Origin of the sequence: Roseobacter ponti, assembly GCF_012932215.1 — a bacterium.
Lineage (GTDB): Bacteria > Pseudomonadota > Alphaproteobacteria > Rhodobacterales > Rhodobacteraceae > Roseobacter > Roseobacter ponti.
This window is the reverse complement of sequence record NZ_CP048788.1, coordinates 2,174,111-2,200,260: the sequence shown is the minus strand read 5'-3', so window position 1 is coordinate 2,200,260 and position 26,150 is coordinate 2,174,111. Positions and strand designations below refer to the sequence as shown.

26 protein-coding genes and 1 tRNA gene are annotated in these 26,150 nt (G+C 60.3%); 16 read left to right on the top strand and 11 right to left on the bottom strand.

What is annotated here, in order from left to right; translation table 11 throughout:
• The first annotated feature begins 21 nt into the window (after positions 1–21).
• Positions 22–609: a heme NO-binding domain-containing protein gene (locus tag G3256_RS10575; protein WP_169640785.1), complete on the top strand. Its 588-nt coding sequence runs from the start codon at positions 22–24 to the stop codon at positions 607–609.
• Positions 606–1,610 carry a diguanylate cyclase gene (locus G3256_RS10570; protein ID WP_246227526.1) on the top strand — a complete coding sequence of 335 codons (1,005 nt, stop codon included), beginning with the start codon at positions 606–608 and terminating at the stop codon, positions 1,608–1,610. Before G3256_RS10575 ends, G3256_RS10570 begins: the two co-directional genes overlap by 4 nt.
• 261 nt (positions 1,611–1,871) lie before the next feature.
• Here the strand turns inward: G3256_RS10570 and G3256_RS10565 are convergent, their stop codons facing one another.
• Positions 1,872–3,896 (bottom strand): putative bifunctional diguanylate cyclase/phosphodiesterase, encoded by a 2,025-nt coding sequence (locus G3256_RS10565; RefSeq protein ID WP_169640784.1) that lies wholly within the window; start codon positions 3,894–3,896, stop codon positions 1,872–1,874.
• A gap of 271 nt (positions 3,897–4,167) precedes the next feature.
• The gene (locus tag G3256_RS10560; RefSeq protein ID WP_169640783.1) at positions 4,168–4,905 is read right to left on the bottom strand and encodes a tetratricopeptide repeat protein; all 738 of its coding nucleotides are present in this window, start codon (positions 4,903–4,905) and stop codon (positions 4,168–4,170) included.
• A 524-nt stretch (positions 4,906–5,429) separates the two neighbouring features.
• On the opposite strand from G3256_RS10560, the gene G3256_RS10555 reads away from it, so the two are divergent.
• Positions 5,430–6,275: an EamA family transporter gene (locus G3256_RS10555; protein WP_169640782.1), complete on the top strand. Its 846-nt coding sequence runs from the start codon at positions 5,430–5,432 to the stop codon at positions 6,273–6,275.
• Between the two features lie 1,785 nt (positions 6,276–8,060).
• Here G3256_RS10555 and G3256_RS10550 read toward each other — a convergent pair.
• The 5 genes from G3256_RS10550 to G3256_RS10530 all read right to left on the bottom strand — a co-directional run bounded on the left by G3256_RS10550 (position 8,061) and on the right by G3256_RS10530 (position 12,724).
• Positions 8,061–8,135: transfer RNA gene (locus G3256_RS10550), tRNA-Glu, on the bottom strand.
• Between the two features lie 95 nt (positions 8,136–8,230).
• Complete coding sequence (recJ, locus tag G3256_RS10545; RefSeq protein WP_169640781.1) at positions 8,231–9,970, bottom strand: single-stranded-DNA-specific exonuclease RecJ; 1,740 nt, start codon at positions 9,968–9,970, stop codon at positions 8,231–8,233.
• Positions 9,971–10,043: 73 nt separating this feature from the next.
• Positions 10,044–11,003: a class II fructose-bisphosphatase gene (glpX, locus tag G3256_RS10540; protein ID WP_169640780.1), complete on the bottom strand. Its 960-nt coding sequence runs from the start codon at positions 11,001–11,003 to the stop codon at positions 10,044–10,046.
• 75 nt (positions 11,004–11,078) lie between these two features.
• A complete protein-coding gene (locus tag G3256_RS10535; RefSeq protein WP_169640779.1) occupies positions 11,079–12,365 on the bottom strand; it encodes a homoserine dehydrogenase in 1,287 nt (428 codons plus the stop codon).
• Positions 12,366–12,448: 83 nt separating this feature from the next.
• The gene (locus tag G3256_RS10530; protein ID WP_169640778.1) at positions 12,449–12,724 is read right to left on the bottom strand and encodes a hypothetical protein; all 276 of its coding nucleotides are present in this window, start codon (positions 12,722–12,724) and stop codon (positions 12,449–12,451) included.
• A gap of 95 nt (positions 12,725–12,819) precedes the next feature.
• Between G3256_RS10530 and G3256_RS10525 the strand changes: the two genes are divergently transcribed.
• Positions 12,820–13,401: a TetR/AcrR family transcriptional regulator gene (locus tag G3256_RS10525; protein ID WP_169640777.1), complete on the top strand. Its 582-nt coding sequence runs from the start codon at positions 12,820–12,822 to the stop codon at positions 13,399–13,401.
• Here the strand turns inward: G3256_RS10525 and G3256_RS10520 are convergent.
• Complete coding sequence (locus tag G3256_RS10520; RefSeq protein WP_169640776.1) at positions 13,398–14,309, bottom strand: pirin family protein; 912 nt, start codon at positions 14,307–14,309, stop codon at positions 13,398–13,400. The genes G3256_RS10525 and G3256_RS10520 overlap by 4 nt on opposite strands.
• Positions 14,310–14,725: 416 nt before the next feature.
• Here G3256_RS10520 and G3256_RS10515 point away from each other — a divergent pair, with 416 nt between their 5' ends.
• Positions 14,726–15,670, top strand: a complete 945-nt coding sequence (locus G3256_RS10515; RefSeq protein WP_169640775.1) for an NAD(P)-dependent oxidoreductase — start codon at positions 14,726–14,728, stop codon at positions 15,668–15,670.
• Between the two features lie 75 nt (positions 15,671–15,745).
• Here the strand turns inward: G3256_RS10515 and serS are convergent, their stop codons facing one another.
• Both serS and G3256_RS10505 read right to left on the bottom strand, forming a co-directional pair.
• On the bottom strand, positions 15,746–17,035 hold the full coding sequence (gene serS, locus G3256_RS10510; RefSeq protein ID WP_169640774.1) for a serine--tRNA ligase: 1,290 nt from the start codon (positions 17,033–17,035) through the stop codon (positions 15,746–15,748).
• Between the two features lie 112 nt (positions 17,036–17,147).
• Positions 17,148–17,888, bottom strand: a complete 741-nt coding sequence (locus G3256_RS10505; protein WP_169640773.1) for a trypsin-like serine peptidase — start codon at positions 17,886–17,888, stop codon at positions 17,148–17,150.
• Between the two features lie 208 nt (positions 17,889–18,096).
• Between G3256_RS10505 and yajC the strand changes: the two genes are divergently transcribed.
• Genes yajC through G3256_RS10450 form a run of 11 tightly spaced genes read left to right on the top strand, consistent with a single transcriptional unit; the run spans position 18,097 to position 25,416 of the window.
• Entirely contained in the window at positions 18,097–18,375 is a 279-nt protein-coding gene (yajC, locus tag G3256_RS10500) for a preprotein translocase subunit YajC (RefSeq protein WP_169640772.1), read from the top strand.
• Positions 18,376–18,407: 32 nt separating this feature from the next.
• A complete protein-coding gene (gene secD / locus G3256_RS10495) occupies positions 18,408–20,069 on the top strand; it encodes a protein translocase subunit SecD (protein WP_169640771.1) in 1,662 nt (553 codons plus the stop codon).
• A 1-nt stretch (position 20,070) separates the two neighbouring features.
• Positions 20,071–21,039, top strand: a complete 969-nt coding sequence (gene secF, locus G3256_RS10490; protein ID WP_169640770.1) for a protein translocase subunit SecF — start codon at positions 20,071–20,073, stop codon at positions 21,037–21,039.
• Positions 21,032–21,784, top strand: coding sequence for a sulfite exporter TauE/SafE family protein (locus tag G3256_RS10485; protein ID WP_169640769.1), 753 nt, complete (start codon positions 21,032–21,034; stop codon positions 21,782–21,784). Before secF ends, G3256_RS10485 begins: the two co-directional genes overlap by 8 nt.
• A 16-nt stretch (positions 21,785–21,800) precedes the next feature.
• On the top strand, positions 21,801–22,202 hold the full coding sequence (locus G3256_RS10480; protein ID WP_169640768.1) for a YybH family protein: 402 nt from the start codon (positions 21,801–21,803) through the stop codon (positions 22,200–22,202).
• A 27-nt stretch (positions 22,203–22,229) separates the two neighbouring features.
• On the top strand, positions 22,230–22,583 hold the full coding sequence (locus G3256_RS10475) for an Mth938-like domain-containing protein (RefSeq protein WP_169640767.1): 354 nt from the start codon (positions 22,230–22,232) through the stop codon (positions 22,581–22,583).
• Between the two features lie 55 nt (positions 22,584–22,638).
• A complete protein-coding gene (ccmA, locus tag G3256_RS10470; RefSeq protein WP_169640766.1) occupies positions 22,639–23,256 on the top strand; it encodes a heme ABC exporter ATP-binding protein CcmA in 618 nt (205 codons plus the stop codon).
• Entirely contained in the window at positions 23,253–23,909 is a 657-nt protein-coding gene (gene ccmB, locus G3256_RS10465; protein ID WP_169640765.1) for a heme exporter protein CcmB, read from the top strand. The genes ccmA and ccmB overlap by 4 nt, the downstream gene beginning before the upstream one ends.
• Positions 23,910–23,967: 58 nt before the next feature.
• A complete protein-coding gene (locus G3256_RS10460) occupies positions 23,968–24,729 on the top strand; it encodes a heme ABC transporter permease (RefSeq protein ID WP_425501475.1) in 762 nt (253 codons plus the stop codon).
• Positions 24,729–24,884 carry a heme exporter protein CcmD gene (gene ccmD, locus G3256_RS10455; protein ID WP_169640763.1) on the top strand — a complete coding sequence of 52 codons (156 nt, stop codon included), beginning with the start codon at positions 24,729–24,731 and terminating at the stop codon, positions 24,882–24,884. Before G3256_RS10460 ends, ccmD begins: the two co-directional genes overlap by 1 nt.
• The gene (locus G3256_RS10450; RefSeq protein WP_169640762.1) at positions 24,877–25,416 is read left to right on the top strand and encodes a DsbE family thiol:disulfide interchange protein; all 540 of its coding nucleotides are present in this window, start codon (positions 24,877–24,879) and stop codon (positions 25,414–25,416) included. Before ccmD ends, G3256_RS10450 begins: the two co-directional genes overlap by 8 nt.
• Before the next feature lie 31 nt (positions 25,417–25,447).
• On the opposite strand, the gene G3256_RS10445 is transcribed toward G3256_RS10450, so the two are convergent.
• Positions 25,448–26,149: an SDR family NAD(P)-dependent oxidoreductase gene (locus tag G3256_RS10445; RefSeq protein ID WP_169640761.1), complete on the bottom strand. Its 702-nt coding sequence runs from the start codon at positions 26,147–26,149 to the stop codon at positions 25,448–25,450.
• Position 26,150: the final 1 nt, after the last annotated feature.

The following is a 26,150-nucleotide window of genomic DNA, read 5'->3' as shown; positions in this document are numbered from 1 at the left end:
GATTATGGGAATGAGGCGTTCATGCACGGGTTGGTAAACCGGGCTATCCAGAGATTTGTCACCGACAGTTACGGCGCGGCGCAATGGCGGGCTGCGACCGACCGTGCGGGCCTGGGGTTCTCGGAGTTTGAGGCAATGTGGTCTTACGACGACGCGATCACACCGCGTGTGCTGGAGGCCGTCTGTGATGTGCTCGACCGCGGCTATGACGAACTTCTCGAGGATATCGGTACCTATCTTGTGTCGCACCCGGGTGTTGAGGCGCTGCGTCGTCTTTTGCGGTTCAGTGGTGTAAGTTTTATCGAATTCCTGCACTCACTGGATGATCTGCCCGACCGTGCACGCCTTGCCGTCTCGGATCTGGAACTGCCGGAGATCGCGCTGCGCGAACATGCGCCGGGCAGCTATACGCTTCTGGTGCGCGGGCAGGTGCCGGGATGCGGTCATCTATTCATGGGTGTGCTGCGCGCTATGGCCGACGATTACGGCGCTCTGGCATTTCTTGAACATAAAGGCACCGAAGACGGCGCAGAGGTTGTTGCCGTTACCCTTCTCGAAACAGAGTTTGCCGAAGGACGCGGATTTGATCTCGGTGCGCGTGCCGGATGAGTGACCAGCAGGCATATTTCGGAATGCTGGACGTGCTCTGTCCGATGCATGTGGTGGTGGGGCCGGACGGGCGGATTGTGCACGCCGGACCAACGGCCCGGAAGTTCTGGCAGGAGGGTGACCTCAGGGGCCGCGAATTTACCGAAGTTTTCGATATCCGCCGGCCGCGACCGGTCGCCGACGGGTCCGAGCTGGCGACACTCGCCGGTGCCAAGCTGCACATCAGGCTGCGCGTGCCGCCCCACCGGGAACTCAAAGGGGTCGCGGTGGCGGGGCCATTGCCTGAGCATATGACGGTAAACCTGTCTTTCGGCATTTCCGTCGTCGATGCCATCCAGGATTATGACCTTACGGCCGCTGACTTCGCGGCGACCGACCTGACCATTGAAATGCTCTATCTGATCGAGGCGAAATCTGCCGCAATGGAGGCCTCTCACCAGCTGAACCGGCGTCTGCAGACCGCGCGGGAAGCTGCAGAGGAACAGGCCGTGACCGACCCGCTGACCGGTCTGAATAACCGGCGGGCGATGGATGCGGTGCTGGCCCAGTACATCAGCGCCGGCCGGAGTTTTGCGCTGATGCAGATCGATCTGGATTTTTTCAAGGCAGTGAATGACACCTTCGGGCATGCGGCAGGCGATCATGTACTGCTCGAGGTGGCCCGGATCATGATCGATGAAACCCGCTCCACGGATACTGTGGCCCGGGTGGGGGGCGATGAGTTTATTGTCCTTTTGGACGGCGACCTGGATCGGGACACTATCGAACAGATCGCGCATCGCATCATCAGCCGGATGACACGTCCCATTCCGTTTGAGGGGGCGATCTGCCGGATTTCTGCAAGCATCGGATCTGTGCAGAGTACCGACTACATCAGGCCAACGGCCGATCAGCTGCTCAAAGATGCGGATGAGGCGCTCTATCATTCAAAACGGACCGGGCGGGAACGGCACACGTTTTTCGCAGGTCTGGCGCCGGGCCGGCAGTCCGCACAGATATGAAGGTCCCTGTTCAATGCAGGTCACAGCAACCAGAACCAGAAAAAGCGATTAAAGCGCGGACACCTGATGTGACGCTGGTGGCCCGGGGACATCGATAGTGTGTGCCGAACAGGGCACATCAACAATCCCCGGTATAGAAGGGAAGCAAGCGGCCGGGTCTCAGGTTGTGACCGGAATACAGCCCATCTGCGCGTTCTGCCCACCGCGCGTCACCAGCATTTCACTCATAAGAGCGTCCGACATAAGTATGGCGCGACGGTCTTAGCAGGCCTGATCATTCGCCGGATCCGCGTAATGCCTTTCAAGCCACATCTGCATTTCATCTCGTGGCATCGGGCGGGCGAGGACAAACCCCTGGATCTCATCTCCCCCAAGCGTGCTGATAATGTCACGCTGCTCAATGGTCTCGACACCCTCCACGAGGCAGACCGCACCTGTAAGCTTTGTGAAATCAATGAGAACTTTCAGTATGTCCCGGCTGCTCTGGGAATGTCCGATCCCCCGTACGAAAAAGCGGTCGATTTTTATTCGGTCGGGGTTCAGCGACACCACTGAGCTGATGGCAGCATGCCCGGTGCCGAAATCGTCGATCTCGACCCCGATGCCCATCTCTTTGAGCCGGTCGGTATTCCACTTCAGCGCGTCATCATCATCCGCGAAAACCGTTTCGAGCATTTCGAAAGATATCCGGCCCCGCGGCAGGTCTCTGCGGTTGGCAAGCTCTTCGAGCAGGTCCTTCTGGCGCAACCGGGACATCGACACATTCACAGAGATCCGCGGCAGGTGAAGGCCCGACTGATCCCACCGGTTCAGTGCCTGCAGGGCCTGGTCCAGGATGCAGCGGTCAAGTTCCGCCAGCAGGCCCAACTCTCTTGCGAGCGGGATGAAATCGCCTGGTGAAACAAGACCGTGTTCGGGATGATGCCAGCGCGCAAGAACCTCACAGCCGCACAGGGCATTGGAAGAAAGAGAAAACTGCGGCTGGAAATACGCGGAAACGGCACCACCTCGGAGAGCGGCCCGAAATTCTTCGAGGATCCGCAATCGCTGATAATGGGTGTCCCCAAGCGCGTGAGAATAAAAGGTAACACGGTTGCGTCCGCTTTTCTTCGAGCGATAAAGCGCGATATCCGAGCGTCTGACAATTTCATGCGGCGCGGTGTCATCGCTGCTCATTTCCACCCCGATGCTGACGCCCACGTTCAGGGACACAGCGCCGAAACCAACGGGCTTCGCCAGTTCAGCGAGCAGATCCTGCACCTCATCTTTGAAAAGCGCCGCATCGTCCGGGATGCACCACAGGACGAATTCATCGCCCCCGATCCTGAATATCCGGGTCTCAGAACCGGCGCCAAAATGCTGAAGCCGCCTCGCTGTGCTGACCAGCACAAGATCGCCGGCCTCATGACCATATGTGTCGTTAATCTCCTTGAACCGGTCCATGTCGATGCTCAGACAGGCGCTCTGACGTGATGTGCTGCGCCGCCCGGCGCCGGTGAGATCAGCCATGAACCGCTCAAATGACATCCGGTTGCCAAGCTGTGTCAGGGCATCGGTGGAGGATGTCCGTTCCACCTGTCGCAGGAGGTGCTGGCCACGAATTGAGATCGCCGAAAAGAGCCAGAAGACCGAGGACGCGGAAATCAGCAGCCCGATGACAACCGAAAAGCCAACGATCAGCGATTTGTCCACGCCGTACAGGATCAGCACCAGCCGCAGGCCGTAGGCAAGTGCAATCGCGCAGAAGGGCACGATCATGATCATCCTGAAATCAATGGCGCGGGCCCGGGCAACGCGGTTCAGCGTAAGTGCAAAACAGGCGGCAAGGCCCCCGTTGATCAGCGAACTTGAGATGAATACCGCGCCTGCACTGTCCGATATGGCAGCAAGTGCGCTTTGCAGCACGCCGAGGGCGATGGCAACTGCCGGCCATGTCCTGCCTGCGGGCATGCGCGTCATCGCGGCTTGCATCGCAATGAAGGCGCTCACCAGGCCCCAGCATACCGCGGTAAGCACCAGTGGTGCGCTGAGCCGGAACGGATATTGTCGCCCAAGCTCCAGGCCCGCCGCGCCGACGATAAACCAGATGTGCATCCAGAGCAGCGCATCAGAGGTATTCCGTTCTCCGGCTCTGCGGTTATTCGTGCGATCGATTACGCAGATTACAGCAGAGATCACGACCAGAATGCTCGCCAGGGTCACAACGACACTGGCGTCCACTTCTCTGCTGAACTGATCGGTCGTCACACTGCGCAAAAGATCCATCGCACCGCCTCTGATGCGCATTGATAGGGGCAATTCGCTAACTTCTGATTGACCAGAGTGGTGTTTTTCAGATCATTGAGCCTGAATTTGCCGCTTACGGAAACGCCGGTCGTCTCGATCGTCTTCACCGGATACGTGCAGGTGAACCTGTTCATTTGTGCGCAAAAAGGGACAGAAGAAAATCACGACAACCGTCAGACCACAGGCGACGCATGCTTCACAACCGTGATCATCCCGGGGAAATGCGTCATCAATGCGACGTTTGCACCTTGCCCTGCAGTGAACGGGGCAACTAATCCTCACCTTCGGGAATGCCAAGGATAATCATCTGTTCACCAATCCGGTCCAGTACAGGCTTGGAAAAGACCATCGCTTCCCTGAAACGTTTTACCGTCATATTGGAATGCATCTGCATCAGCTTCTGAGCGGAGGCCCGTGCCTCATCTTCGCGTCCGGCGCCCAACAGCGCTGTGCAGAGGTTACAGTGAACCCAGTGCGGGTTCGGGCGCTCCTCCAGTGCACGCAGGAAAAAACCGGCGGCGCGGTGGTCCTCGCCCGCGACCTGGCAGGCGCTGCCCAGACCGAAGAGATTGTTAAAGTTCATCGGATCGAGTGGGCTGAGCCGCATAGCGCGTTCAAAATGTTCTCGGGCGACTTGCGGTCGGTCAGCGTACGTTTCGAGAAAGCGAAGGCGGCTCAGCGCCCAGGCCGCATTGGGATCAAGTTGGATTGCCCGTTCCAGCAACACTCGGGCAGCGCCGTAGTTTCGCGCAAAGGTGTGGACGGTTCCCAGGACAGATAGAATGAGCGGATCTTCCGAAGATATCTGCGCTGCACGTTCAGCCCGTACCAGTGCCTCAGCCTTAGCTTTGGAAATATCTTCTGCCCAGTTGTAGACTGACCGCTGCGCCCAGCACCAGGCTGCCAGAGCAAGCGCCAGAGGATAGTCAGGGTCAATTTCAAGAGCCCTGTCAAGCAACTCCAAAGCATTTGTTGCAGCGTTTTCTTCCAACATCCAGACGTCGGGCATCGCTCGCATCGTGTAGTCGTATCGGTTGACATAATGGCCGCAAGTCGGCGCTGCACAGGAGGTTCACTCATAGGCGTTTCGGATCTTCTCAATTGGATTTCGTAAAACTGGTATGAAGCCGGTTTTACATGCAAGGCCGGTCCCCGTTTATGTGTCAGAGACTTCTAGCATAAATACTGGTTCCCTGGACATTCTAAGGCAAGACAACCTTAGATTGCTGCTCCGCGGTTAAAAGCGGTTTTGTCCCTTGACTGAGACATTCGATCTAACTGTTTCAAACGTCCGGTTCTGTTGGAAGCAGTTCCTGGAAGCCAGGCCTTCAAATTTTCTGTCATAATGGACTGCTTAACGCGGCAAAGCTGCCATCTGAGAAAACCCGTCGAACGGCGGTTTTGAGCCCAAATCAACCTATGCCGCACTGTGCACTAACGTCCGTTTCTCGACATCTGGGCAGAGTCTTTTCTGCTTCTAACCCAAGCACATACCTCTAGTATTTTTCGCACGAAAAGGTAAGCTCTACCGCTATGAACTATGATGTTACGCTATTGATTTTGCTGGCTGCTGCTTTACACGCAGGCTGGAATGCCCTCATCAAAATCAGCGGCGACCGGATTGCGGTAATGGCGGTCGTGACACTCGCTGGAAGCATTCTTTCTCTATTTGCGCTACCATTCGTAGACAGTCCAGATACTGCCAGTTGGCCACTTCTGGCGCTGTCCGTTCTGATCCATACCGCGTATCACTTCTTCCTTCCGGTCGCTTACGACCACGGCGATCTCGGACAAGTCTATCCAATTGCACGAGGGTCTGCGCCAATTCTTGTCACCCTTGGTGCGTTTGTTTTTGCTGGAGAATACGTCAGCCAAACCGCTCTTGTCGGCATTCTATGCCTTGCTGTCGGCGTCATGGCGCTGACATTGGATGGCGGAAAAGCCAGCAAGATCAATTCAAAGGCGATGGTTTTTGCTCTGCTTACTGGCGTTTGTATCGCGTCTTATACCGTTGTCGATGGCTTGGGTGCACGTCAGGCTGAGTCAGTACTCGGTTTTGCGGTGTGGCTGACAATTGGCAATGGGGCGGTGACATTTCTGATCGCGCTCATTTGGAAACGAAATGAGATCGTGGCGGTTGCAAGGAACAATCCCCTGACTGGCATCGCCGGTGGTGCGATGCAGGTCGGAGCATACTGGATCATTGTCTACGCACTCGCCGTTGCACCTATGGGCATGGTCTCTGGCTTGCGTGAAACGAGTGTTCTTTTTGCTGCCCTTATATCGACATTCCTTCTCAAAGAAGGCTTCGGCGTTTGGCGCTTCGTATCTGCTGGCCTTGTAACTTTTGGGCTAATTCTGAGCCGCAGTCGAGGCTAGACAGCAGGACATTACTGCAAAACCAAAAGTTGCCTAGAGCCTCAAAATAGCCCTCGGATGCGGTGAAGCATTTCCCCAAAACTCAAACCTGTAACCCTCTTAGCCGAATGATAATGACTGGATTAGTTTTTCTGTAGCAGCCATTGGCGCAGCCGCAGCGAAAGGCCAGTTTGTCCGCATAGCAGTCGTTGACAAAGCACGCACCGAATTACTGCACTGAGGCCAAAGCTGCCATATACGTGGCCGTTGAAAAACACATTCATGGTTTAATATTCACGTAAACAGTGGGCCTTCATATCGATCAGCCGCACCAATTGTTATCGATGGGTATAGTATTGAATTCCGACTACACTGATATGGCCGTGAAATTTCTTCTTGATGATGTGAAAGGTGTGAGAATTCCTGAGAGCCGCCCTGGTGGGATCTTGGAAAGGATAAGCGCAGGTAATGGCCTGACGGCTCCTCAATAGGAATTCTTGAGCAATAATGGTCATCAATCCCTGCTTGAGTTCGCTCAGGGAGAAATCGAACCGGATGAGTTTCAGTTGCGAGCGACGCAGGAACGTGAGGCACGTGCGGCCATAAGAGAAACAGAAGCGAAACCGGAAGCAGAAGAAAGCGCTCAAGGGCAGAGGTCTCCAACCGTAAGAATGCCGCCCTGTTTGCCGAGCAACACCGAAAGAGGGAGCGCCGCAAAAAAGTGCAAGAACTCCCGGATCGCTTTGAATTGCCCTTGGTACAGCCGAAAGACTTAAGCCGGGTTAGTCGAAAACTGCGATCAGTCACAGGCGGAAAGCCAGTTGGAAAAGAAGATCTTGTATGGTTAGCGGCTGGCGAGGGCGGGTATTGGACCGATCGCCTGCGCAAGGCCGATCACAAAATCCTGGCTGAAAACTTGCAGGAAGATTGGAACAGAAGCGGAGATGCGTGGTCTGCTGTGAATTCCTGTAGTCACTGGCGTAAGGCCGGGTGTTCGACAGAGGGCGTGGCCATGGTCAAAGCAGCGCTTGAGAAAACAGTTGAGCCTAAAATCCGCTTAGCATTGTTAACGACAGGGGGGTGGCGCTCTTCGTGACCTTAAGCAATTCAGCGAAGCGGTTTCCTTTGGCAAGAGCGCCCACTCGCTAGCGGCAAAGGATTTTCGCCCCTGCACCTTGCTTGGAGCGGTGCATATTGAAACAGGCGCATATGCTGGGGTGGGGTGATGTTTTTCGGGAAGTCAGTGCTCTGACGATCAGGGTGCAACTAACCTGGTGCAATGGCAAAGAACTCAGCCGACCCGAATGAATTCTTATGTTATTTTGCCAGGTTCCTGACGCTCTGCCGCAATATCTGAAACACTTTGTCAAAGCCAATTGCGTTTGGAACGTGCGGCACCATGACATCCGGGAGCCATTCCAGTTGGGCGATAAAATCAGCAGGCGTTCGCGTCGGTGTCAGGCAGATCATTTCGCCCTGCTCAAGGCTGCTGTGCCGAAAATTTGTATCTGTCGTTCCTGCCTCTGAATTCGTTAGCGAGCGCCACTCTTCAGGCCCTTGCTGGTGTAAGCTTTCTTGCGCCCCGACTTACTTGCATGATTTTTTGCGGCGGAACTCCCGGCGCCATATCTGCTGCAACTTGCGGATTACTACGCATCTTTTAGTCCTTCCCTTGGGTTGAGCCGGTTGATCGGGCAGAAAGGAGAATTAAAAGCATCGGCCAGAAACGACCGGTGGGAAAACCGGTAGGATATAAATATCCAAAACCATATCATCACTTATTTTAAAATGCTTAAGTGGGAAATGTGGCAGCCCGTAGGGGAATCGAACCCCTCTTTCCAGGTTGAAAACCTGGCGTCCTAACCGATAGACGAACGGGCCACTCTTCTCGTGAGCGGTTGATTAGGCAATCCACGCCACTGGCGCAAGCGGAAATTTCATCTGCTGCCGAGAAACTTTGCCGCAGACGGAGGCGGTCAGGCCACGGCGGCATCTTCAAGGCGCAGCTGCACCGTCCGGCGCCCGCGCCATGTGTTTATGTCCAGCCGGCCCGCCAGATGAAGGCGCGCGCCACCGTGGTTTTCGAGTGCGGCACCGAGAGGGCCGTCATATGCGCCGAACGCGATGCCCTCCATGACAGGGCCCGTCCCGTCGCTGAAACTGATCTTAAGGTGGCTCTCGCCCACGCGTTTGGCAAATCTGATCGCCATATCCGCAAAAGCAAAACGGGGTGCCGCGGCACCGGCGCCAAACGGTCCTGCGGTCTCAAGCGTCTCGACCAGTTCGACCCGAGCGGCCCCCGGCATCAGCAGCCCGTCAAGGCGCAGGTCGGATGCACCGGTCAGATGTGCGCCCTGTTTTTCCAGCAGTTCGGTCAGCCGGGCCATCGCAGGTTCGATCTGATCCGCCGCGACGGTCAGTCCGGCGGCCATTTTGTGCCCGCCACCGCGCATCAGCAAACCTTCTGCGGCGAGCCGCTGGATGGGCTGACCGAGATCGATGCCGGTGACCGAGCGTCCCGAGCCTTTGCCGACCCCGTCTTCGATGCCGATCACGATGCTGGGCCGTCCGGAGGCCTCCTTGAGACGGGAGGCCACAATACCGACCACGCCGGGGTGCCAGCCGGTGCCGGCCGCCCAGACCAGTCCGTGATCGAAACCACGCTCCTGCGCCTGATCAAGGGCTGCGGCCCGCACCGCCGCCTCGATCTCGCGACGCTCGGTGTTAAGCGCATCAAGACGTTCCGCAAGTGCTGCTGCCTCATGCGGATCATCGGTGGCCAGCAGACGTGCGCCCAGATCGGCAGCCCCGATGCGCCCGCCCGCATTCACCCGTGGACCCAGCAGAAAACCCAGATGATACGCAGAGGGCCGTGTATCCATGCGCGCCACATCGGCAAGGGCGGCAAGCCCCGGACGCCGGCGCGCGGCCATAACGCGCAGACCCTGACGCACAAAGGCGCGGTTGACGCCTCTGAGCGGCGCCACATCGGCAACTGTCGCCAGCGCCACAAGATCCAGCATCTGCATCAGATCGGGGCCGGTTGTGCCGGCTTCGCGCAGCAACCGACCCATCTCGACCAGCAGCAGGAAAACAACGGCTGCGGCACAAAGATGCGAAAGATCGCCGCTCTCGTCCTGCCGGTTAGGGTTCACCACCGCCAGTGCTGCGGGCAGATCCTCGGCCCCGAGGTGGTGGTCCAGGATCACAACATCGGCGCCTTCGGCGGCGGTGACCGGCCCGTGTGACAGTGTTCCGCAATCCACACAGATGATCAGATCGTGGCGTGCCGCCAGATCGCGCATCGCGTCGTCATTGGGACCATACCCCTCGTCAATCCGGTCCGGCACATAAAGCGTTGCAGGCAGGCCAAGCTCCCGCAACCAGACGATCAGCAGAGCAGCCGAACTGCCGCCATCGACGTCATAATCCGCAAAGATGGCAATGCGCTCTTTGCGCGTCACCGCCTGAATGACACGCGCAGCAGCCTTTTCCATGTCCCGGAGGCTGCGCGGATCGGGCAGCAGATCACGCAGGGCAGGGGCCATAAAGGCGTCGGCCTCATCCGCGGTCACCCCACGCCGGGCCAGCACCTGGCAGACGGCATCCGCAAGCCCGGTCTGCTGCACCAGCGCCTCTGCCGCGCGTGAGATCTCCGGCGCAGGACCTGTCCAGCGCCGGCCTGTCAGCGAGGCATCAACACCGAGAAAGCTCACCTCCGACCGTTCCTTTTTCTGACCCGAAATCCCGCCGACGGTGCGCCCCGGCGGCTGACGCCTGACGCGATGATCAGACGGGTGTGCGGTAATTGATGCGGCGCACGGATCCGGTTTTTGAGCGCATGATCAGTGTCTCGGTTGTCATCCAGCCGGGCTCGCGCCGCACGCCGGGCAGGATATTGCCCTGGGTCACGCCGGTGGCTGCGAAAATCACGTCCTGAGTGACCATATCATCGCGCGAATAAATCCGGTCGAAATCGGTCACGCCTGCCTTGGTTGCCCGTCCGCGTTCATCATCGTTGCGGAACAGCAGGCGGGTATACATCTGCCCCCCCATGCATTTCAGCGCGGCGGCTGCCAGAACACCCTCGGGCGCACCGCCGGCGCCCATATACATATCAATACCGGTAGAGGCATCAGCACAATGCATCACCCCGGCCACATCGCCGTCGGTGATCAGCCGGATTGCGGCACCCGTGGCGCGCACCTCGGCAATCATTTCATCATGGCGCGGGCGCTCCAGAATGCAGACCGTTATGTCCGACGGATCGCAGCTTTTTGCCGCCGCAAGGGCCGCCACGCGCTCGCCGGGGCTCATTTCCAGGGTCACCACGCCTTCCTCAAAACCGGGCCCGATCGCCAGCTTGTCCATATAGACATCCGGCGCGTGCAGCATTGAGCCGCGCGGCCCCATGGCGATCACCGTCAAGGCGTTGGGCATGTCCTTGGCGGTCAGGGTCGTTCCTTCCAGCGGATCCAGAGCGATATCCACACCAGGGCCGTTGCCGGTGCCGACCTCTTCCCCGATGTACAGCATCGGCGCTTCATCCCGCTCGCCTTCACCGATCACAACAACGCCTGCGATATCGAGCATGTTCAGCTGTTCGCGCATCGCATTGACCGCCGCCTGATCGGCTGCTTTCTCATCGCCCTGACCTACAAGACGCGCTGAGGCCAGTGCGGCGGCCTCCGAGACACGGGCAAGGCCCAGCGAAAGCATACGATCGTGAAATTCGGCGCGGGCGGGCATGATAATATCCTTTTTATGAAGGCGCGGAGGCCTGATCTTTTTTGTAGCGGGCGCAGGAGCGGGGTTCAACTGCGCTCAGACATCCTCGATGCGCAGCGCCACAGGCGTGCCGGACAGAACGCCGGTGCCTTCCATCGCGCCAAGCGCCTCATTGAGGGCCGCCGGGGTCGTTTTATGGGTGACGATCAGCACCGGCGCCGAGGTATCCTCATGCCCGTACTGGCGCATCCGGTCGATCGACACGCCGGCCTCGCCCAGCACCTTCGCAATCCGCGCCAGCGCGCCGGGTTTATCCTCCAGCGACATGCGCAGGTAATAGGGGGCCGGCAGCTGTGCGCTGGCGGGTACAGACGCGGTCAGCGTATCCGCCGGCACGCCGAACACCGGGCCCCGGAGGCCGCGCGCGATATCACAGATATCCGCAAGCACGGCACTGGCTGTCGGCCCTTCACCTGCACCCGGACCGCGCAGTACGATCTGTCCTACTGCGTCGCCTTCGAGCAGCACCATATTGGTGCCACCGTCCAGCTGCCCCAGCGGGGAGGTATCGGGCACCAGGCAGGGCTGCATGCGCTGCTCCAGGCCACGGCCGGTCTTTTGGGCCACGCCGAGCAGCTTGATTTTGTAATCCATGTCGGCGGCCGCGTGGATGTCTTCGATGCTGACCCGGTCAATGCCCTCAAGAGCGATCCCGTCGAAATCCACCCGGGTGCCAAAGGCGATCGACGACAGGATGGCGAGCTTATGGGCTGCATCAATGCCCCCCACGTCGAGCTGCGGGTCCGCCTCAAGATAGCCCAGCCCGTCGGCCTCCGCAAAGACCTCTTCATAGCTCAGTCCGGCGGATTCCATGCGCGTCAGAATATAGTTGCACGACCCGTTCATGACCCCCACCACCCGGGTGATGTCATTGCCGGCAAGCCCCTCGGTCAGGGCCTTGATCACCGGTATGCCCCCGGCGACGGCGGCTTCATAGCGCAGCGCCCGGCCTGCCGCTTCGGCGGCCTCGGCCAGCGCCTGCCCGTGAATGGCCAGCAATGCCTTATTGGCCGTGACCACGTCTTTGCCGGCAGCCAGTGCGGCTTCCACGGCGTCTTTTGCAATACCTTCATGCCCGCCGATCAGCTCGACAAAGACATCGACATCGTCACGGGTGGCGAGTGCTGTGGCATCGGTCTCCCAGGCATAGGACGACAGCGACACACCGCGGTCCTTGTCAGGGTCGCGCGCGCAGACGGCTGAGATGACGATCTCGCGGCCTGTGCGTGCCTTCAGCATAGCCGCGTGCTGGCGGATGATACGTACCACGCCGATGCCGACCGTGCCCAGACCGGCAATTCCAAGACGAAGGGGCTGAGACATGCGCGGTGGTCCTCTGACGGTCGTTAAACATTGAAACGCGATGTAGCCCGTTCACCGGGCCCGTGCAATCCACCGATTGGCGTTTACGGGACAGTTGCCCCGAGCCGCGCACGCTCGGTCTCTGTCAGAACCGGCGGCCTGAGCCCCGCAGCCCGCGTGCGCAGTCCCGCGGCCCGTGCGTCGAGCGCGGCTGATGTTTCATCTTCTTCGCGCGCCTGTTCCAGAACGGCGGGCGAAAGAGCAATCAGGTCGGGATACTCCGCGGCCTCATCGGCGGCAGTGATCCCGTCATCGATATCCGGAAGCTCGGTGCAGGCCAGCAGACCGGTCATCGCAAGGACAGGGATAAAAAAACGCATCAGAAAGCTCCGGCCATTGCAGCTTTTGTGCCCGATGGAACCCGGCCACGCAAGAAAGGTTTGTTTCTGAACAGACGTTCTTTTAACCTTTTGCCATGGCACGCACGGCAGGATCACATTCGGACGTTACCGGCCCGCGGGTCCGCGCAGCAGCACTCAGGCTCTTTGCAAAATCGGGCTATGCTGCCGTTTCGATGCGCAGTATCGCTGCCGAAGTGGGCGTGCAGGTGGGCGCGCTATATAACTACACGCCGGACAAACAGTCGCTGCTTTTTGATCTGATGCGCAGCCACCTGGAAGACCTGCTGGAACGCGCCGGACCGGGCGAGGGGGAGGCCGCAGAGCGTCTGGCCGGTTTCGTCTCTTTCCACATCCGCTATCACCACGACCGTCAGGATGCGGTTTTCATCGCCTATATGGAACTGCGCAACCTCAGTGAAGAAAATTTCCAGGTGATAGAAGGGCTGCGCCGGCGCTATGAGGACCTGCTGGAAGAAATTCTCGCCGCCGGCGTCGCAGAGGGGCGTTTTGATATCGCCGACACGCGCATTGCAACGCGTGCCGTGATCGCCATGCTCACCGGCGTCAGCACCTGGTTTCGCGAAAGCGGGCGTCTGACGCTGGAAGACGTCGAGACGCAGTACCGTAAAATGGTGCTGAACGCCGTCAGAGTTTAATGCGCGGGCCGGATGAAGGTCCCGTTGTTCAGTTCGCGCATCGCCTGCTGCAGTTCTTCCCGGGTGTTCATGACAATCGGACCATGCCAGGCGACCGGCTCATCAATCGGCGCACCTGAGATCAGCAGAAAGCGCACCCCTTCGGGACCGGCCTGAAGGGTGACCTCCTCGCCGGTGCCGAACCGGATCAGCGTTCGGTTACCCGAAAGATCGCGGATGTTCACCTCTTCGCCGCCGACTTCTTTTTCAAGCAGAACGCCCGACGGCGCACTTGCATCGGCAAAGGCCGCAGCCCCTTCGAAAACATACGCAAAAGCACGACGGTAGGTGTCGATCTTAAACGTCTTTTTCTGACCGGCAGGCACGAAGATATCGAGATACTGCGGGTCTGCTGCAATCCCGTCCACCGGACCTGTCTTGCCCCAGAACTCACCGGTGATAACCTTTACCCGGGTGCCGTCATCGTCTGTAATCACCGGAATATCGGCCGATGTGACGTCCTGATAGCGCGGCGCCGTCATTTTTTGTGACGCAGGCAGGTTGCCCCAGAGCTGAAAGCCATGCATCTGGCCCCGCGCGTTGCCGTGCGGCATTTCCTGATGCAGAATGCCGGACCCTGCGGTCATCCACTGCACATCGCCTGCACCCAGCGTGCCGACATTGCCCAGCGAATCCCCATGATCCACGGTGCCCTCTAGCACATAGGTGATGGTTTCGATGCCGCGATGCGGATGCCAGGGAAAGCCGCGTCTGAAATCTTCCGGATGCTCATTGCGAAAATCGTCAAAAAGCAGAAACGGGTCAAGTTCGGACGGGTCCTGAAATCCGAATGCACGGTGCAGTTTCACGCCGGCGCCTTCCATCGTGGGAATGGCCCTGCGGGTTTCGAGCGTTGGTCTGAGTGACATGGGAAATGCTCCTTACTGAGTTGCAGCATAGATAAGGGCGCGGGTGCGCGGTACAAATGCGCCGCACCGAACGCTGACTGTGCAACGCTGCACGCATTGCTCCGCGCACGGGTGCTCAACTGCTATATGGCACCTCTGGTGCCGCCCTGCAGCAGCGGTGCGGGGGGCAGCGGCGTTCACGCAATGACACAGCGGCGCGCCGGATGCCGGAAGCAATGCTGACCAGTTCCTGACCCGCATCGCGTCCGCGAAAGGATCCGACGATGACCGCCCGGTTGGTGACCGCAGGCGGAGGGGCCAGCGCCCGGCAGGCCGGTGCCGGAACGGGAGCCTGTTCTGCCGGATGGTCGCAAACGGGCGCGACGTGTCGCCTGCGGCCCTGAAAGGTGCAGGTAACTGAAAAGAAGGGGACTTTCATGAAAACGGGATTTATCGGGCTGGGCAATGTCGGTGGCAAACTCGCGGGCTCTCTGATCCGCAACGGAACCGGTCTGATGGTGCATGACCTCAATCCGGACTTTGTTGCGGCAAAGGTGGCCGGCGGGGCGGTCGACGGCGGCAGCCCTGCCGCGATGATACAGGCCTGTGACGCGGTGATTACCTGTCTGCCCAGCCCGGCCGCCTCGGCAGCGGTGGTGGAGGAAATGCTGCCCCACATGGGGCCGGGTAAAATCTGGATGGAAATGTCCACCACAGATGAGGCCGAGGTAAAACGCCTCGGCGAAGCCGCGATCGCGCGTGGTGCCGCGGCGGTCGATTGCCCTGTGTCCGGCGGGTGCCACCGCGCGGATACCGGCAACATATCGATCTATGCCGGCTGTGACCGCGCAACCTTTGACCGCATCCTGCCGCTGCTCACGCTGATGGGCCGGCGGGTGCTGCATACCGGTCCTCTGGGCTCGGCGAGTGTCCTCAAGGTCATGACCAACTATCTGGCGACGGCCAACCTGCTGACGCTCTGTGAAGCGCTGACGGTGATGAAAGCGGCCGGCATGGATCTTGCCACCACATTTGAGGCGATTTCGGTCTCCTCGGGCACCTCCTTTGTGCACGAAACCGAAAGCCAGCTGATCCTGTCAGGGTCGCGCGACGTGAATTTCACCATGGATCTGGTGCAGAAAGACATCGGCCTGTTTCAGAAGCTCGCCGATCTGCATCATGTGCCGCTGGAAATCTCCCCTCTGATCATAGAGATGATGCGCGACGGGCAGAAACGCTTTGGTGAACGGGCGCAGTCTGACCGCATGATCGAACGGCTCGAAGAAGCCACCGGCCTCGAGATCCGCGCGCCGGGTTTCCCGCTCGAACTGATCGATACAGAGCCCGAAGAGCGCGGCTACGAAGTCACCCCCACGCACTGAGCGCTGCCGTCCGCGAAATCACCGTACCCGGGGCCGCGCCCGGGATCAGGATCAGAATGCTCCGGAGGCGCGCCTTCAGATCAGGTCGCCGTCAGCGCTCAGCGTGGTTTTGCCGCCCAGATAGCCGCTCAGGACCTCCGGCAGCGCCACTGATCCGTCCTCGCGCTGGCCGTTCTCCAGCACCGCAATCAGACAGCGCCCCACAGCAAGCCCCGAGCCGTTGAGCGTATGCACAAACTGTGGCTTGCCACCGGCGGGCCGGAAACGCGCGTTCATACGCCGGGCCTGAAAATCGCCGGTGGTGGAAACCGAAGAAATCTCGCGGTAGGCATTCTGCCCCGGCAACCAGGCTTCGATATCATAGGTGCGCCGCGCGCCGAACCCCATGTCGCCGGTGCACAAAAGCACCGTGCGGTAGGCGATGCCCAGCCGTTCCAGAATATCCTCGGCACAGCGCAGCATGCGTTTTTGTTCTTCATCGGAGTGATCGGGATGGGTGACTGAAACCATTTCGACTTTCTCGAACTGGTGCTGGCGCAGCATGCCGGCGGTATCACGCCCCGCGCTGCCGGCCTCTGAGCGGAAACACAGGGTATGCGCGGTCAGCCGCCGTGGCAGGTCGCTTTCGTCCAGGATCTGCCCGGCCACCGTATAGGTCAGCGGAATTTCCGAGGTGGACACCAGCCACCAGCCGTTCGTGGTCTGATAGCTGTCTTCGGCGAACTTCGGCAGCTTGTCGGTGCCGTACATCGCCTCGTCCCGCACCAGTACGGGGCTGTTCACTTCGGTCAGCCCGTTTTCGTCCACATGGGTGTCGATCATGAACTGCGCCAGCGCCCGGTGGATGCGCGCCACAGCGCCGGTGAGCATGACAAACCGGGCGCCGGAAGTCCGCGCGGCGGTCTCAAAATCCATCGACGGTGCAACACCCGCAATCTCGAAATGCTCCTTCGGGGCGAACCCGAAAGATGGCTGATCGCCCCAGCGCCGGACTTCGACATTGTCGTTCTCATCAGCACCCTCAGGCACATCATCCGCGGGGATATTCGCAATCCACGAGAGTTTTTCGGAGAGCTCTGTGTCCAGTTCAGCCGCTTTGCCCTGCAGGGCGGATACTTCGGCCTTTTTCTCGCCCACCAGCGTGCGCAGCCGTTCAAATTCCGCCCCATCACCCGACGCCTTTGCAGCCCCCACAAGTTTTGAGGCTTTGTTCTGTTCGGCCCGGGCGGTTTCAGCGGCAGAAATCTTCTCCCGCCGCGCCTGGTCCAGCGCCAGGATTTCAGACGACAAAGGTGCGTCTCCACGGCGTGCAAGGGCTGCGTCGAAAGCCTCCGGGGCCTCGCGGATGGCGCGGATATCGTGCATGGGTCCTGTCCTCAGATCTGAATCGTTCGTGCCCCGCTTATGACTGATCTTTCGGCAGACCGTAACCTGCAGTTTTCATGCAGGCTGTGCTGCCGGGGCAGGGCTGCGCGGTTCAGTCTGCACCCTCTGTGCGGCGGGTCTGCCGCTCGCGGGCCTCGTCTACCTGGCGCAGCAGCCACTGATCCACGGGCGCGGCAATCGCCCGCCCGTCATTGTCGCTGCGGGCCACGATGACACCGGCCAGCGCCCAGCCATTCTCATTTTCAACCACAACCGCTCCGCCGGAATTGCCGGCCACCACGGTGCAGCCTGACACATAGACGCGTTCAATGGCATCGCTGATCAGCGGGCAGTCAAAACGCCCGCGCAGCACGCCGGCACGTTCGTTGTACCCCAGCAGGGCCACACTGCGCGGCGCCGGTGCATTTCCCCGGCGATAGACCGGCATCGGGGTGACCTTGCCGTCCTCCACAAGTCGACCCAGATGCACAACAGCCAGATCATAGCGAAACCTGTCCGAACCGCTGGCCGCTTCCCAGAGCGGATGTCGGATAACGGTGGTCGAGCGGCTGTCTGCAACGTTACGGGTGCCGTTGCGTCCGGCGAAAAAGTGCATTTTGCCCGGAAACCCCGTGGCGAGCACTGTGCAGTGTGCGGCCGTGACGATCATGTCGGGTGCGACAAGCGTGGCAGTGCAGGCGGAATATGCCTCAATACCCTGCGTGCGCAGCGCGCCGACCGCCGTCCATGCCCTGCGATCTTCAGCACTGACCGGCTCAAGCCCCTCGGCCATCGCGGCCTGCGGGCCCGCAAAAAGAAAAACCGCCAGGACGGATACCAGAAACCAGTGCACGTATTACGTCCTCTTTGACTGTCGCGACGCCTATTGTGCCGCCAAATCCGGGGTCTGCCAAGCGGTGACGGGCGGGCGGCTGAGATATGTTTGCCACTGCGCGCATACGCTGGCTTGCAAAGAGGTCATTCAGCCCATAGGTTCCGGCAGAATTTCGTGCGTGCCCCGGGGGGCCGCGCGCGACCTGTCATCAGAGGACCTGACCACCATGGAAGCATTCGCCCAGTTTGTACCGCTGATCCTGATCTTTGCGATCATGTATTTTCTGCTCATCCGCCCGCAGCAAAAGAAGGTGAAAGAGCACCAGGCGATGGTGGCAGCCCTGCGCCGCGGCGATCAGGTCGTGACCCAGGGCGGGATCGTCGGCAAGGTCGCCAAAGTCAAAGACGACGGCGAACTGGAGCTTGAGATCGCCGATGGCGTCAAAGTCCGCGTTATCCAGTCCACGATTGCTACCGTGATTTCCAAAACAGAACCGGCGAAGTAAAACGCCGGCCAACCTCTCTGAAAGGCGTCTGAATGCTTCAGATTGACCTGTGGAAGCGCATCCTCATCGTGCTGACCTGCATCGCCGGTCTGTGGATGGCGATGCCCAACCTCTTCTACACTCCCGTCGAGCAGCACAATGATGCGGTTGCGGCCATTGAACTGGGTGCCGATACGCCTGAAAACCAGGCCGCGCGCGGGCAGTGGCCGGACTGGCTGCCGTCCGGTCTGGTCAATCTTGGCCTTGATCTGCGCGGCGGGGCGCATCTGCTGGCAGAGGTTAAGGTCGAGGACGTCTATGCCGCGCGCATGCAGGCCTTCTGGCCGGAAATCCGCGACGCGCTGCGCGATGAACGTACGGTTGTGGGCACTGTCCGGCTGCAGCCCTCTGCTGTTGATGAGGTGCGCGTGCGGATCTCGCAGCCCGAAGGCATGGAGCGTGCGCTTGAGGTTGTCCGCGCGCTTGCCACGCCCATTCCGACCCTGACAGGGGTCGCGACGAACGATATTGAGGCCCGCGCCGAAGGTGATGTGATCATCGTCACGCTGACCGACGCCGAAAAGACAGCGTCCAATGAGCGCACCCTGCAGCAAAGTCTGGAGATTATCCGCCGCCGCATCGACGAGGTCGGCACCCGTGAGCCGACGATTCAGCGACAGGGCACTGACCGGATTCTCATCCAGGTGCCGGGCATCGGCTCTGCTGCGGAACTCAAAGAGATCATCGGCACCACTGCGCAGCTGACCTTTAACCCGGTTGTGACTCGCGGCACGGACGAAACCGCAAATCCCGGCATCGGGAATATTCTGGTCCCGTCCATTGACGAACCTGGTACATTTTACACGCTCGAAGCGGCCCCGGTGGTCACCGGCGAAGAGCTTGTGGATGCGCAACCCTCGTTTGATCAGAACGGCCGCCCGGCCGTCAGTTTCCGGTTCAACACGACCGGCGCGCGTAAATTCGGCGATTATACGGCCGAGAATATCGGCTCACCCTTCGCCATCGTGCTTGACGACGAAGTCATCAGCGCGCCTACGATCCAGAGCCACATCCCCGGCGGATCGGGCATCATTACCGGCCGTTTTTCGGTCGAGGAATCAACCAACCTCGCGGTGCTGCTCAGGGCAGGGGCGCTGCCGGCGGGCCTTGAGTTCCTCGAAGAACGCACGATCGGTCCTGAACTGGGCCAGGACAGCATTGATGCGGGCAAGGTTGCGACCATCGTGGCTTTCTGCGCCGTGCTGGTCTTTATGTTCCTCAGTTACGGCCTCTTCGGCCTCTTCGCCAATGTCGCCCTGATCATCAACATCGGGTTGATATTTGGTCTGCTGAGCGTCATCGGCGGCACGCTGACCCTGCCTGGCATTGCCGGCATCGTCCTGACGGTGGGTATGGCTGTGGACGCCAATGTCCTGATTTTCGAACGGATCCGCGAAGAGCTGAAAACCTCCAAAGGCCCTGCACGCGCCATCGAGCTTGGCTATGAAAAGGCGCTCTCGGCCATTCTGGACGCGAATATCACCACCTTTATTACAGCGGTGATCCTGTTTGCGATGGGCTCTGGCCCGGTCCGCGGCTTTGCGATTACGCTGGGTCTGGGGATCCTGACATCGGTCTTCACGGCGATCTTCGTCACGCGTCTCTTTATTGTCATCTGGTTCGAGCGCAAGCGCCCGAAAACAATCGAGGTCTGATATGCGCCTGCGCCTGGTCAAACAGAATACGAACTTCGATTTCTTCAGCCGGTGGAAGCTCTGGCTGGGCATCTCCGCCCTGATGATGGTGGTCGCCTTTGCATCCTTCATGATCCAGGGGCTGAACTTCGGCATTGATTTCCGTGGCGGCACGACCATCCGGACCGAAAGCCCGCTGGTTGTCGATATCGGTGAGTACCGCGAGGCGATCGATACGCTGGGCCTTGGCGACGTCTCGATTACCGAAGTATTCGATCCGACCTTCGAGGACGATCAGAACGTTGCGATGATCCGCATTCAGGCACAGGACGGCCAGGAGGCGGTCACCACTCAGGTCATCGCAGATGTGCAGGCGGCATTGCGCACCGTGCGGCCGGATATTCAGTTCATCTCGGTCGAATCGGTGGGTCCCAAGGTCTCAGGCGAGCTCATTCAGACGGCGGTCATCGCCGTGGTGCTGGCCATCGGGGCGGTGCTTGTCTACATCTGGCTGCGCTTTGAATGGCAGTTTGCCGTGGGTGCTGTGCTGGCGCTTGTGCACGACGTGATCCTGACCATCGGCGTCTTCTCCGAGCTGCAGATCCGCTTCGATCTGGCAATTATAGCAGCATTGCTGACCATCGTCGGCTATTCACTGAACGACACCGTGGTGGTCTTTGACCGGGTCCGGGAGAACCTGCGCAAGTACAAGAAAAAGCCGCTTGCCGAGGTCCTGAACATCTCGATCAACGAAACGCTCAGCCGGACATTCATGACCTCCGTGACCACGCTGCTGGCGCTGATCGCACTTTTCGTGCTGGGCGGCGACGTGATCCGCGGCTTTGTTTTTGCGATGATCTGGGGCGTGATCGTCGGCACATATTCCTCTGTCTTTGTGGCCTCGGCGGTGCTGCTCTATCTCGGTGTTAAACGCGACTGGTCCAAACCCGATGCCAATGCGGGTAATCAGTTTGCCAACATAGATGCCTGAGGCGCTTCAGGCGGTTTTTGCAACTGAGGGACTGATCTGGCTGTTATGCGGCGTTGTCGCAGCGGGGCTGGTGCGTGGCTTTGCGGGATTTGGCAGCGGCATGATCATCATGGCCACCGCCTCTTCGGTGCTGGATCCTGTCGCGGCGGTCATTTTCATGATGATGGCCGAGCTGATCGGCCCGCTGCCCAACCTGCGGGCGGCCTGGCGCGACGGCGCGCCGCGCGATGTGGGGCGGCTGATGATCGGGGCGACACTCGCCGTCCCGCCCGGCATCTGGCTGCTGGCGAATTTCACCGGGGAGGCCTTTGGCTGGGTCGTGTCGGTCACTATTCTGATCCTGCTGGTGCTGCTGATGAGCGGCTGGCGTTACCAGGGTGTCCTGACACCGCACCTTACCGTCGGCACCGGGGCGCTCGGGGGATTCATGTGTGGTTTTGCCGGCATCCCGGGCCCCCCCGTGATCATGCTTTACATGTCGAGCCGGCTGCCGATTTCAGTCATACGCGCGAATTTCCTGCTCTACCTGCTGGCCATTGACGTCGTAATGATTGCTGTTTTCTGGGGCAGCGGGCTCTTTATCTGGGAGGTGGCGGTACTCGGACTGTTCGCCGGCATCCCCAATCTCATTGCCAATATAGCAGGGGCGCGGCTTTTTGATCCTAATGCAGAAGGCGTGTTCCGCACAGTGGCCTATATCGTGATCGCGGCATCGGCTATACTCGGGCTGCCGGTCTGGAATTAGAACGGAGGGCCTCGGCATGACAGTTCACTCAGACATCAAGGACCTGATCCGGCGCTATCTGCAGGCCTGGAATGAGCGGGATTTTCCCGGTATGGTGGCCCTTTTCACCGAACCTGCGACCTATGTGATCCCCGGCGGCACGCTGCATCTGCCGGACCACGCAGCGCTGAACGCAAAGCTCAAAGAACAGTTTGCCGCTCTTGAAGCCGATGATTTCAGCCATACCGAAATCCGGGACGTGACCGTGCAGAACTGCACCGACACCTCCGCCATGGCCCGGTTACACGACGTCGTACGGCTGCGCGCGGATGGCACAGCCCTTGACGTGATCGATGCGGTTTATATCTGCATACTGCAGGAGGGCCGCTGGAAGCTGAGCATCGCGATGGCCTGCACACCTGGCTGGAACCTCAGATGATCCCGGCCTGCCAATGAGGAAAACCCTATGCGCCTGAATGAGATCACCTTCACTGACGCGAGGCCCGTCGAAGGCTATGGTCCGGGATTTTTCCGTATCGGCGGTCAGGTGTTTGACGGTCCGGTGATCACGGGCCCCTCCGGCAGCACCGCCTGGGCCGGCTATGATGATGCCGACGCTCTGCTGGAATATGCCGGTCATGTGGATGTGCTTTTCATCGGCACCGGTGCTGAGATTGCCCATATGCCTGAGGCTCTGCGCACACGGCTCGAAGATGCCGGGCTGGGTGTGGATGTCATGGCCTCACCCGCGGCCTGCCGCACCTATAATGTGCTCCTGAGCGAGGGCCGCCGGATCGCGCTGGCGCTGCTGCCGGTCTGACCGGGGTAAAGAACGCACTTTTTCGCACCGCTGCAATCGGTTAACCCTGCGGGTGATGGTTCTGAAAGTGCGTGATCTCTCAGTCGCCCGGGGCGGCGTTCCGGTTCTGACCGGTCTTTCCTTCGACGTCGGGGCCGGCTGCGCTCTGATCCTGCGCGGGCCGAACGGGGCGGGCAAGACCACGCTGCTGCGCACGATGGCGGGCCTGCAGCCTCCGTTGAGCGGTGAGATCACCGGCGCTGAAGACAAAGTGGCCTATGCGGCCCATTCCGACGGGCTGAAATCCATGCTCACTGTGCGCGAGAACCTGACCTTCTGGGCGGCGGTGTTCGGCCAGAGCGATATCACACCTGCGGTTACCGCTTTTAATCTCGTGGAACTTCAGGAAAGGCTCGCAGGCACACTCTCCGCAGGCCAGAAACGGCGCCTCGGCCTTGCAAGGCTTCTGGTGACAGGACGACCGGTCTGGATCCTCGATGAGCCGACGGTGTCGCTCGATCAGGATGCCGTGCGGCTCTTCGAGGATGCTGTGGCAGCACATCTTGCCGGCGGCGGATCGGTGATCATGGCCACCCACATCGTACCGGGCTTTGAGGCGGAGGTGCTCGACATCAGCCCCTGGCGCGCCACCGCAGAGACCCGCGCGGGTGCCAGCGACGAGGCCTTCCTGTGAAGGCGCTGCTTCGCCGCGATCTGATGCTCGCGTTCAGGGCAGGGGGCGGCTTTGGCCTCGGCCTTGCGTTTTTCCTCATCGTCACGGTGCTCGTACCGTTCAGCGTCGGCCCGCAATCCGACCTGCTGGCCCGTATCGCACCCGGGGTCCTGTGGCTCGGCGCGCTTCTGGCGTGTCTTTTGTCGCTCGACCGCCTGCTGGCGCTGGATCTGGAAGACGGCTCGCTCGATCTGCTCGCCACCTCGCCGCTGCCGCTGGAAGCCGCACTCAGCATCAAGGCGCTGGCCCACTGGCTGACCACCGGTCTGCCGCTTGTGCTGGCCGCGCCGCTCCTCGGCGTGCTGCTCAACCTGCCGGGGCCGGGGTACAGCTGGCTGGTGATTTCACTGGCGCTCGGCACCCCCGCGCTCTCGGTCATCGGGACTTTTGGCGCAGCGCTCACAGTCGGCATTAAGCGCGGCGGTCTGCTGCTGTCGCTGCTGGTCCTGCCGCTCTATGTGCCCACGCTGATCTTCGGTGCCGAGACCGCCCGGCGGGGCGCTTCGGGTATGGACCCCTCGACGCCGGCGCTGATGCTTGCCGGGATCACGCTGGGGGTCATCTCGGTGATGCCCTTTGCCTCAGCTGCGGCGCTGCGGATAAACCTGCGGTGAGCGTGGCGTTTTGCCCATTGAGCGATGCGACCGGAGCAGCTAGAAAACACCCGTGTCTGTGAGTGGAGATAAACCGGCGCCCGTGCGCCGGCAGGGCTTCTGGAGCTACGCCAATCCGGTGAAGTTCCTGGGCTTCAGCGAGCGTATTCTGCCGGCACTCTGGTGGCTCTCGGGCATCTGCCTTGCGGTGGGTCTCATCTGGGGGTTCTTTTTCACGCCTGACGATTTCCGCCAGGGCTCGACGGTTAAAATCATCTATCTGCATGTGCCCTCGGCGCTCATGGCGATCAACGCGTGGTTTATGATGCTGGTCGCCTCGCTCATCTGGCTCATCCGCCGCCATCACGTCAGCGCACTCGCCGCGCGCGCAGCTGCCCCCGTGGGGGTGGTGATGACCCTCATCGCACTGGTGACCGGTGCGATCTGGGGCCAGCCGATGTGGGGCACCTGGTGGGCCTGGGATCCGCGCCTGACCTCTTTTCTGATCCTGTTTCTGTTCTATCTCGGCTATATCGCTCTCTGGGAAGCGGTTGAGGATCCGGACACCGCCGCCGATCTCACGTCGGTTCTCTGTCTTGTGGGCTCGGTCTTTGCCGTGCTTTCGCGCTATGCGGTCAACTTCTGGAACCAGGGCCTGCACCAGGGCGCCTCTCTCAGCCTGGATAAAGAGGAAAATGTCGCGGATGTCTTTTATCAGCCACTGCTGGTGGCAATCGCCGGGTTCGTTCTGCTTTTTCTCGCGCTGGTCCTCTACCGCACAGGTACAGAAATCCGGCTGCGCCGCACCCGCGCTCTGCTGGCAAGGCAAAGACGGACTTGATGCCGGATCTGGGCAAATACGCGGACGCCGTGCTCTCGGCCTATGGCGCCTCGCTGGTGCTTCTGGCGCTGCTTGTCTTTTTTACCCTGCGCCGGGGCCGCAAAGCACGTGCTGCCCTCGACGAGGTCGAACGCGGAGAAAAGCGCCGTGGCTAAAATCTCGCCGCTGATGATTGCGCCGCCGCTGATCTTTGCCGGGTTTGTGGTCCTGGCCGGTATCGGCATGTTTACCACCGACAGCCAGAACCTGCCCTCCGCCCTGATCGGACAGCCCGCACCGCCCGTAACGGAAACGGCCCTGGCGGATTTCACCCCGGTCACGGCTGAGGCCATGGCAACCGGGCAGGTGACGCTTGTTAATTTCTGGGCCAGCTGGTGCCCGCCCTGTCGCGCCGAACACCCCAAACTGCTGGAAATGCAGGCCGGTGGCATGCCGATCATCGGCGTCAACTTTCGTGACAAGGAAGGACCCGCCACCAGCTATCTCACAGACGACGGCAACCCCTTTGCCGCCGTGGCATTTGATCCCGAGGGGCGCACCGCCATCGACTGGGGTGTGACGGCCCCGCCTGAGACCTTTATTCTGGACGCTGACGGTAATATCCTGTTCCGCTTCGCCGGCCCGCTGGTGGGCAGCGATTTTGAGCAGCGTTTCCTGCCGCAACTGGAAAAAGCGCTGGGGAACTGACTGTGTCTTTCGCGGCAGACATCTGGTCCCGTCAGAGCCTGTAGCCGCCGTTTACGTTCAGGACTTCACCCGTGATGAAACCTGCCGGATCAGAGGCCAGAAACCGCACTGCGGCTGCGATATCTTCCGGCTGGCCTATGCGCCCCAGTGCCGTCATCTCAACGAAAACCTGCACCAGATCATCCGGCCGCGGGCTTTCGGGGCGCTCCGTGGCGCCGGGTGCCACCGCATTGACACGTATCCCGCGCGGACCAAGCTCTTTGGCCATTGCCCGCGTCCACGTGTTGAGCGCCGCTTTGCTCGCCGAATACCCCGAGGCCCCGCGCGCGGGCAGAACAGCATTTGTTGAGGAAATACTGACCACCGAAGCCCCTGGTTTCAGATGCGGCAGCGCCGCCTGCAGCAGTGCCATGGGCGCCAGCACATTCACGTCAAAGATCTCGCGCAGCCCGGCCAAACCGTCATCTGCGCCCGGATCGGGCCTTATGACACCCGCGTTATTGACCAGCACGTCCAGTCTGCCGAACCGGTCGATGACCTGATCAATGACTGACTGAGCAACCACCGGCTCGGACAGGTCGGCTCTTACAGCAAAAATCCCGGGATGCTCTGCAAGAAGCGGCCCGGGTTCTGTTGTATTGTAAGTGACAGCGACCAGATGGTCGCGTGCCAGATCTGCAGCCATTGCACGGCCCAGACCCCGCGCAGCACCGGTGACCAGTGCCGCGCGCATT

Bases quoted from the DNA above. Each gene is read 5' to 3' on its own strand.
- G3256_RS10535 (WP_169640779.1), bottom strand. From the start codon at position 12,365: ATGTCTCAGCCCCTTCGTCTTGGAATTGCCGGTCTGGGCACGGTCGGC.
- G3256_RS10515 (WP_169640775.1), top strand. From the start codon at position 14,726: ATGAAAACGGGATTTATCGGGCTGGGCAATGTCGGTGGCAAACTCGCG.
- G3256_RS10555 (WP_169640782.1), top strand. From the start codon at position 5,430: ATGAACTATGATGTTACGCTATTGATTTTGCTGGCTGCTGCTTTACAC.
- G3256_RS10445 (WP_169640761.1), bottom strand. From the start codon at position 26,149: ATGCGCGCGGCACTGGTCACCGGTGCTGCGCGGGGTCTGGGCCGTGCA.
- serS (WP_169640774.1), bottom strand. From the start codon at position 17,035: ATGCACGATATCCGCGCCATCCGCGAGGCCCCGGAGGCTTTCGACGCA.
- ccmD (WP_169640763.1), top strand. From the start codon at position 24,729: ATGCCGGATCTGGGCAAATACGCGGACGCCGTGCTCTCGGCCTATGGC.
- G3256_RS10530 (WP_169640778.1), bottom strand. From the start codon at position 12,724: ATGCGTTTTTTTATCCCTGTCCTTGCGATGACCGGTCTGCTGGCCTGC.
- G3256_RS10525 (WP_169640777.1), top strand. From the start codon at position 12,820: ATGGCACGCACGGCAGGATCACATTCGGACGTTACCGGCCCGCGGGTC.
- ccmA (WP_169640766.1), top strand. From the start codon at position 22,639: ATGGTTCTGAAAGTGCGTGATCTCTCAGTCGCCCGGGGCGGCGTTCCG.
- secD (WP_169640771.1), top strand. From the start codon at position 18,408: ATGCTTCAGATTGACCTGTGGAAGCGCATCCTCATCGTGCTGACCTGC.
- G3256_RS10560 (WP_169640783.1), bottom strand. From the start codon at position 4,905: ATGCCCGACGTCTGGATGTTGGAAGAAAACGCTGCAACAAATGCTTTG.
- yajC (WP_169640772.1), top strand. From the start codon at position 18,097: ATGGAAGCATTCGCCCAGTTTGTACCGCTGATCCTGATCTTTGCGATC.
- G3256_RS10485 (WP_169640769.1), top strand. From the start codon at position 21,032: ATGCCTGAGGCGCTTCAGGCGGTTTTTGCAACTGAGGGACTGATCTGG.
- G3256_RS10575 (WP_169640785.1), top strand. From the start codon at position 22: ATGCACGGGTTGGTAAACCGGGCTATCCAGAGATTTGTCACCGACAGT.
- G3256_RS10475 (WP_169640767.1), top strand. From the start codon at position 22,230: ATGCGCCTGAATGAGATCACCTTCACTGACGCGAGGCCCGTCGAAGGC.
- G3256_RS10565 (WP_169640784.1), bottom strand. From the start codon at position 3,896: ATGCGCATCAGAGGCGGTGCGATGGATCTTTTGCGCAGTGTGACGACC.
- secF (WP_169640770.1), top strand. From the start codon at position 20,071: ATGCGCCTGCGCCTGGTCAAACAGAATACGAACTTCGATTTCTTCAGC.
- G3256_RS10520 (WP_169640776.1), bottom strand. From the start codon at position 14,309: ATGTCACTCAGACCAACGCTCGAAACCCGCAGGGCCATTCCCACGATG.
- glpX (WP_169640780.1), bottom strand. From the start codon at position 11,003: ATGCCCGCCCGCGCCGAATTTCACGATCGTATGCTTTCGCTGGGCCTT.
- G3256_RS10570 (WP_246227526.1), top strand. From the start codon at position 606: ATGAGTGACCAGCAGGCATATTTCGGAATGCTGGACGTGCTCTGTCCG.
- G3256_RS10480 (WP_169640768.1), top strand. From the start codon at position 21,801: ATGACAGTTCACTCAGACATCAAGGACCTGATCCGGCGCTATCTGCAG.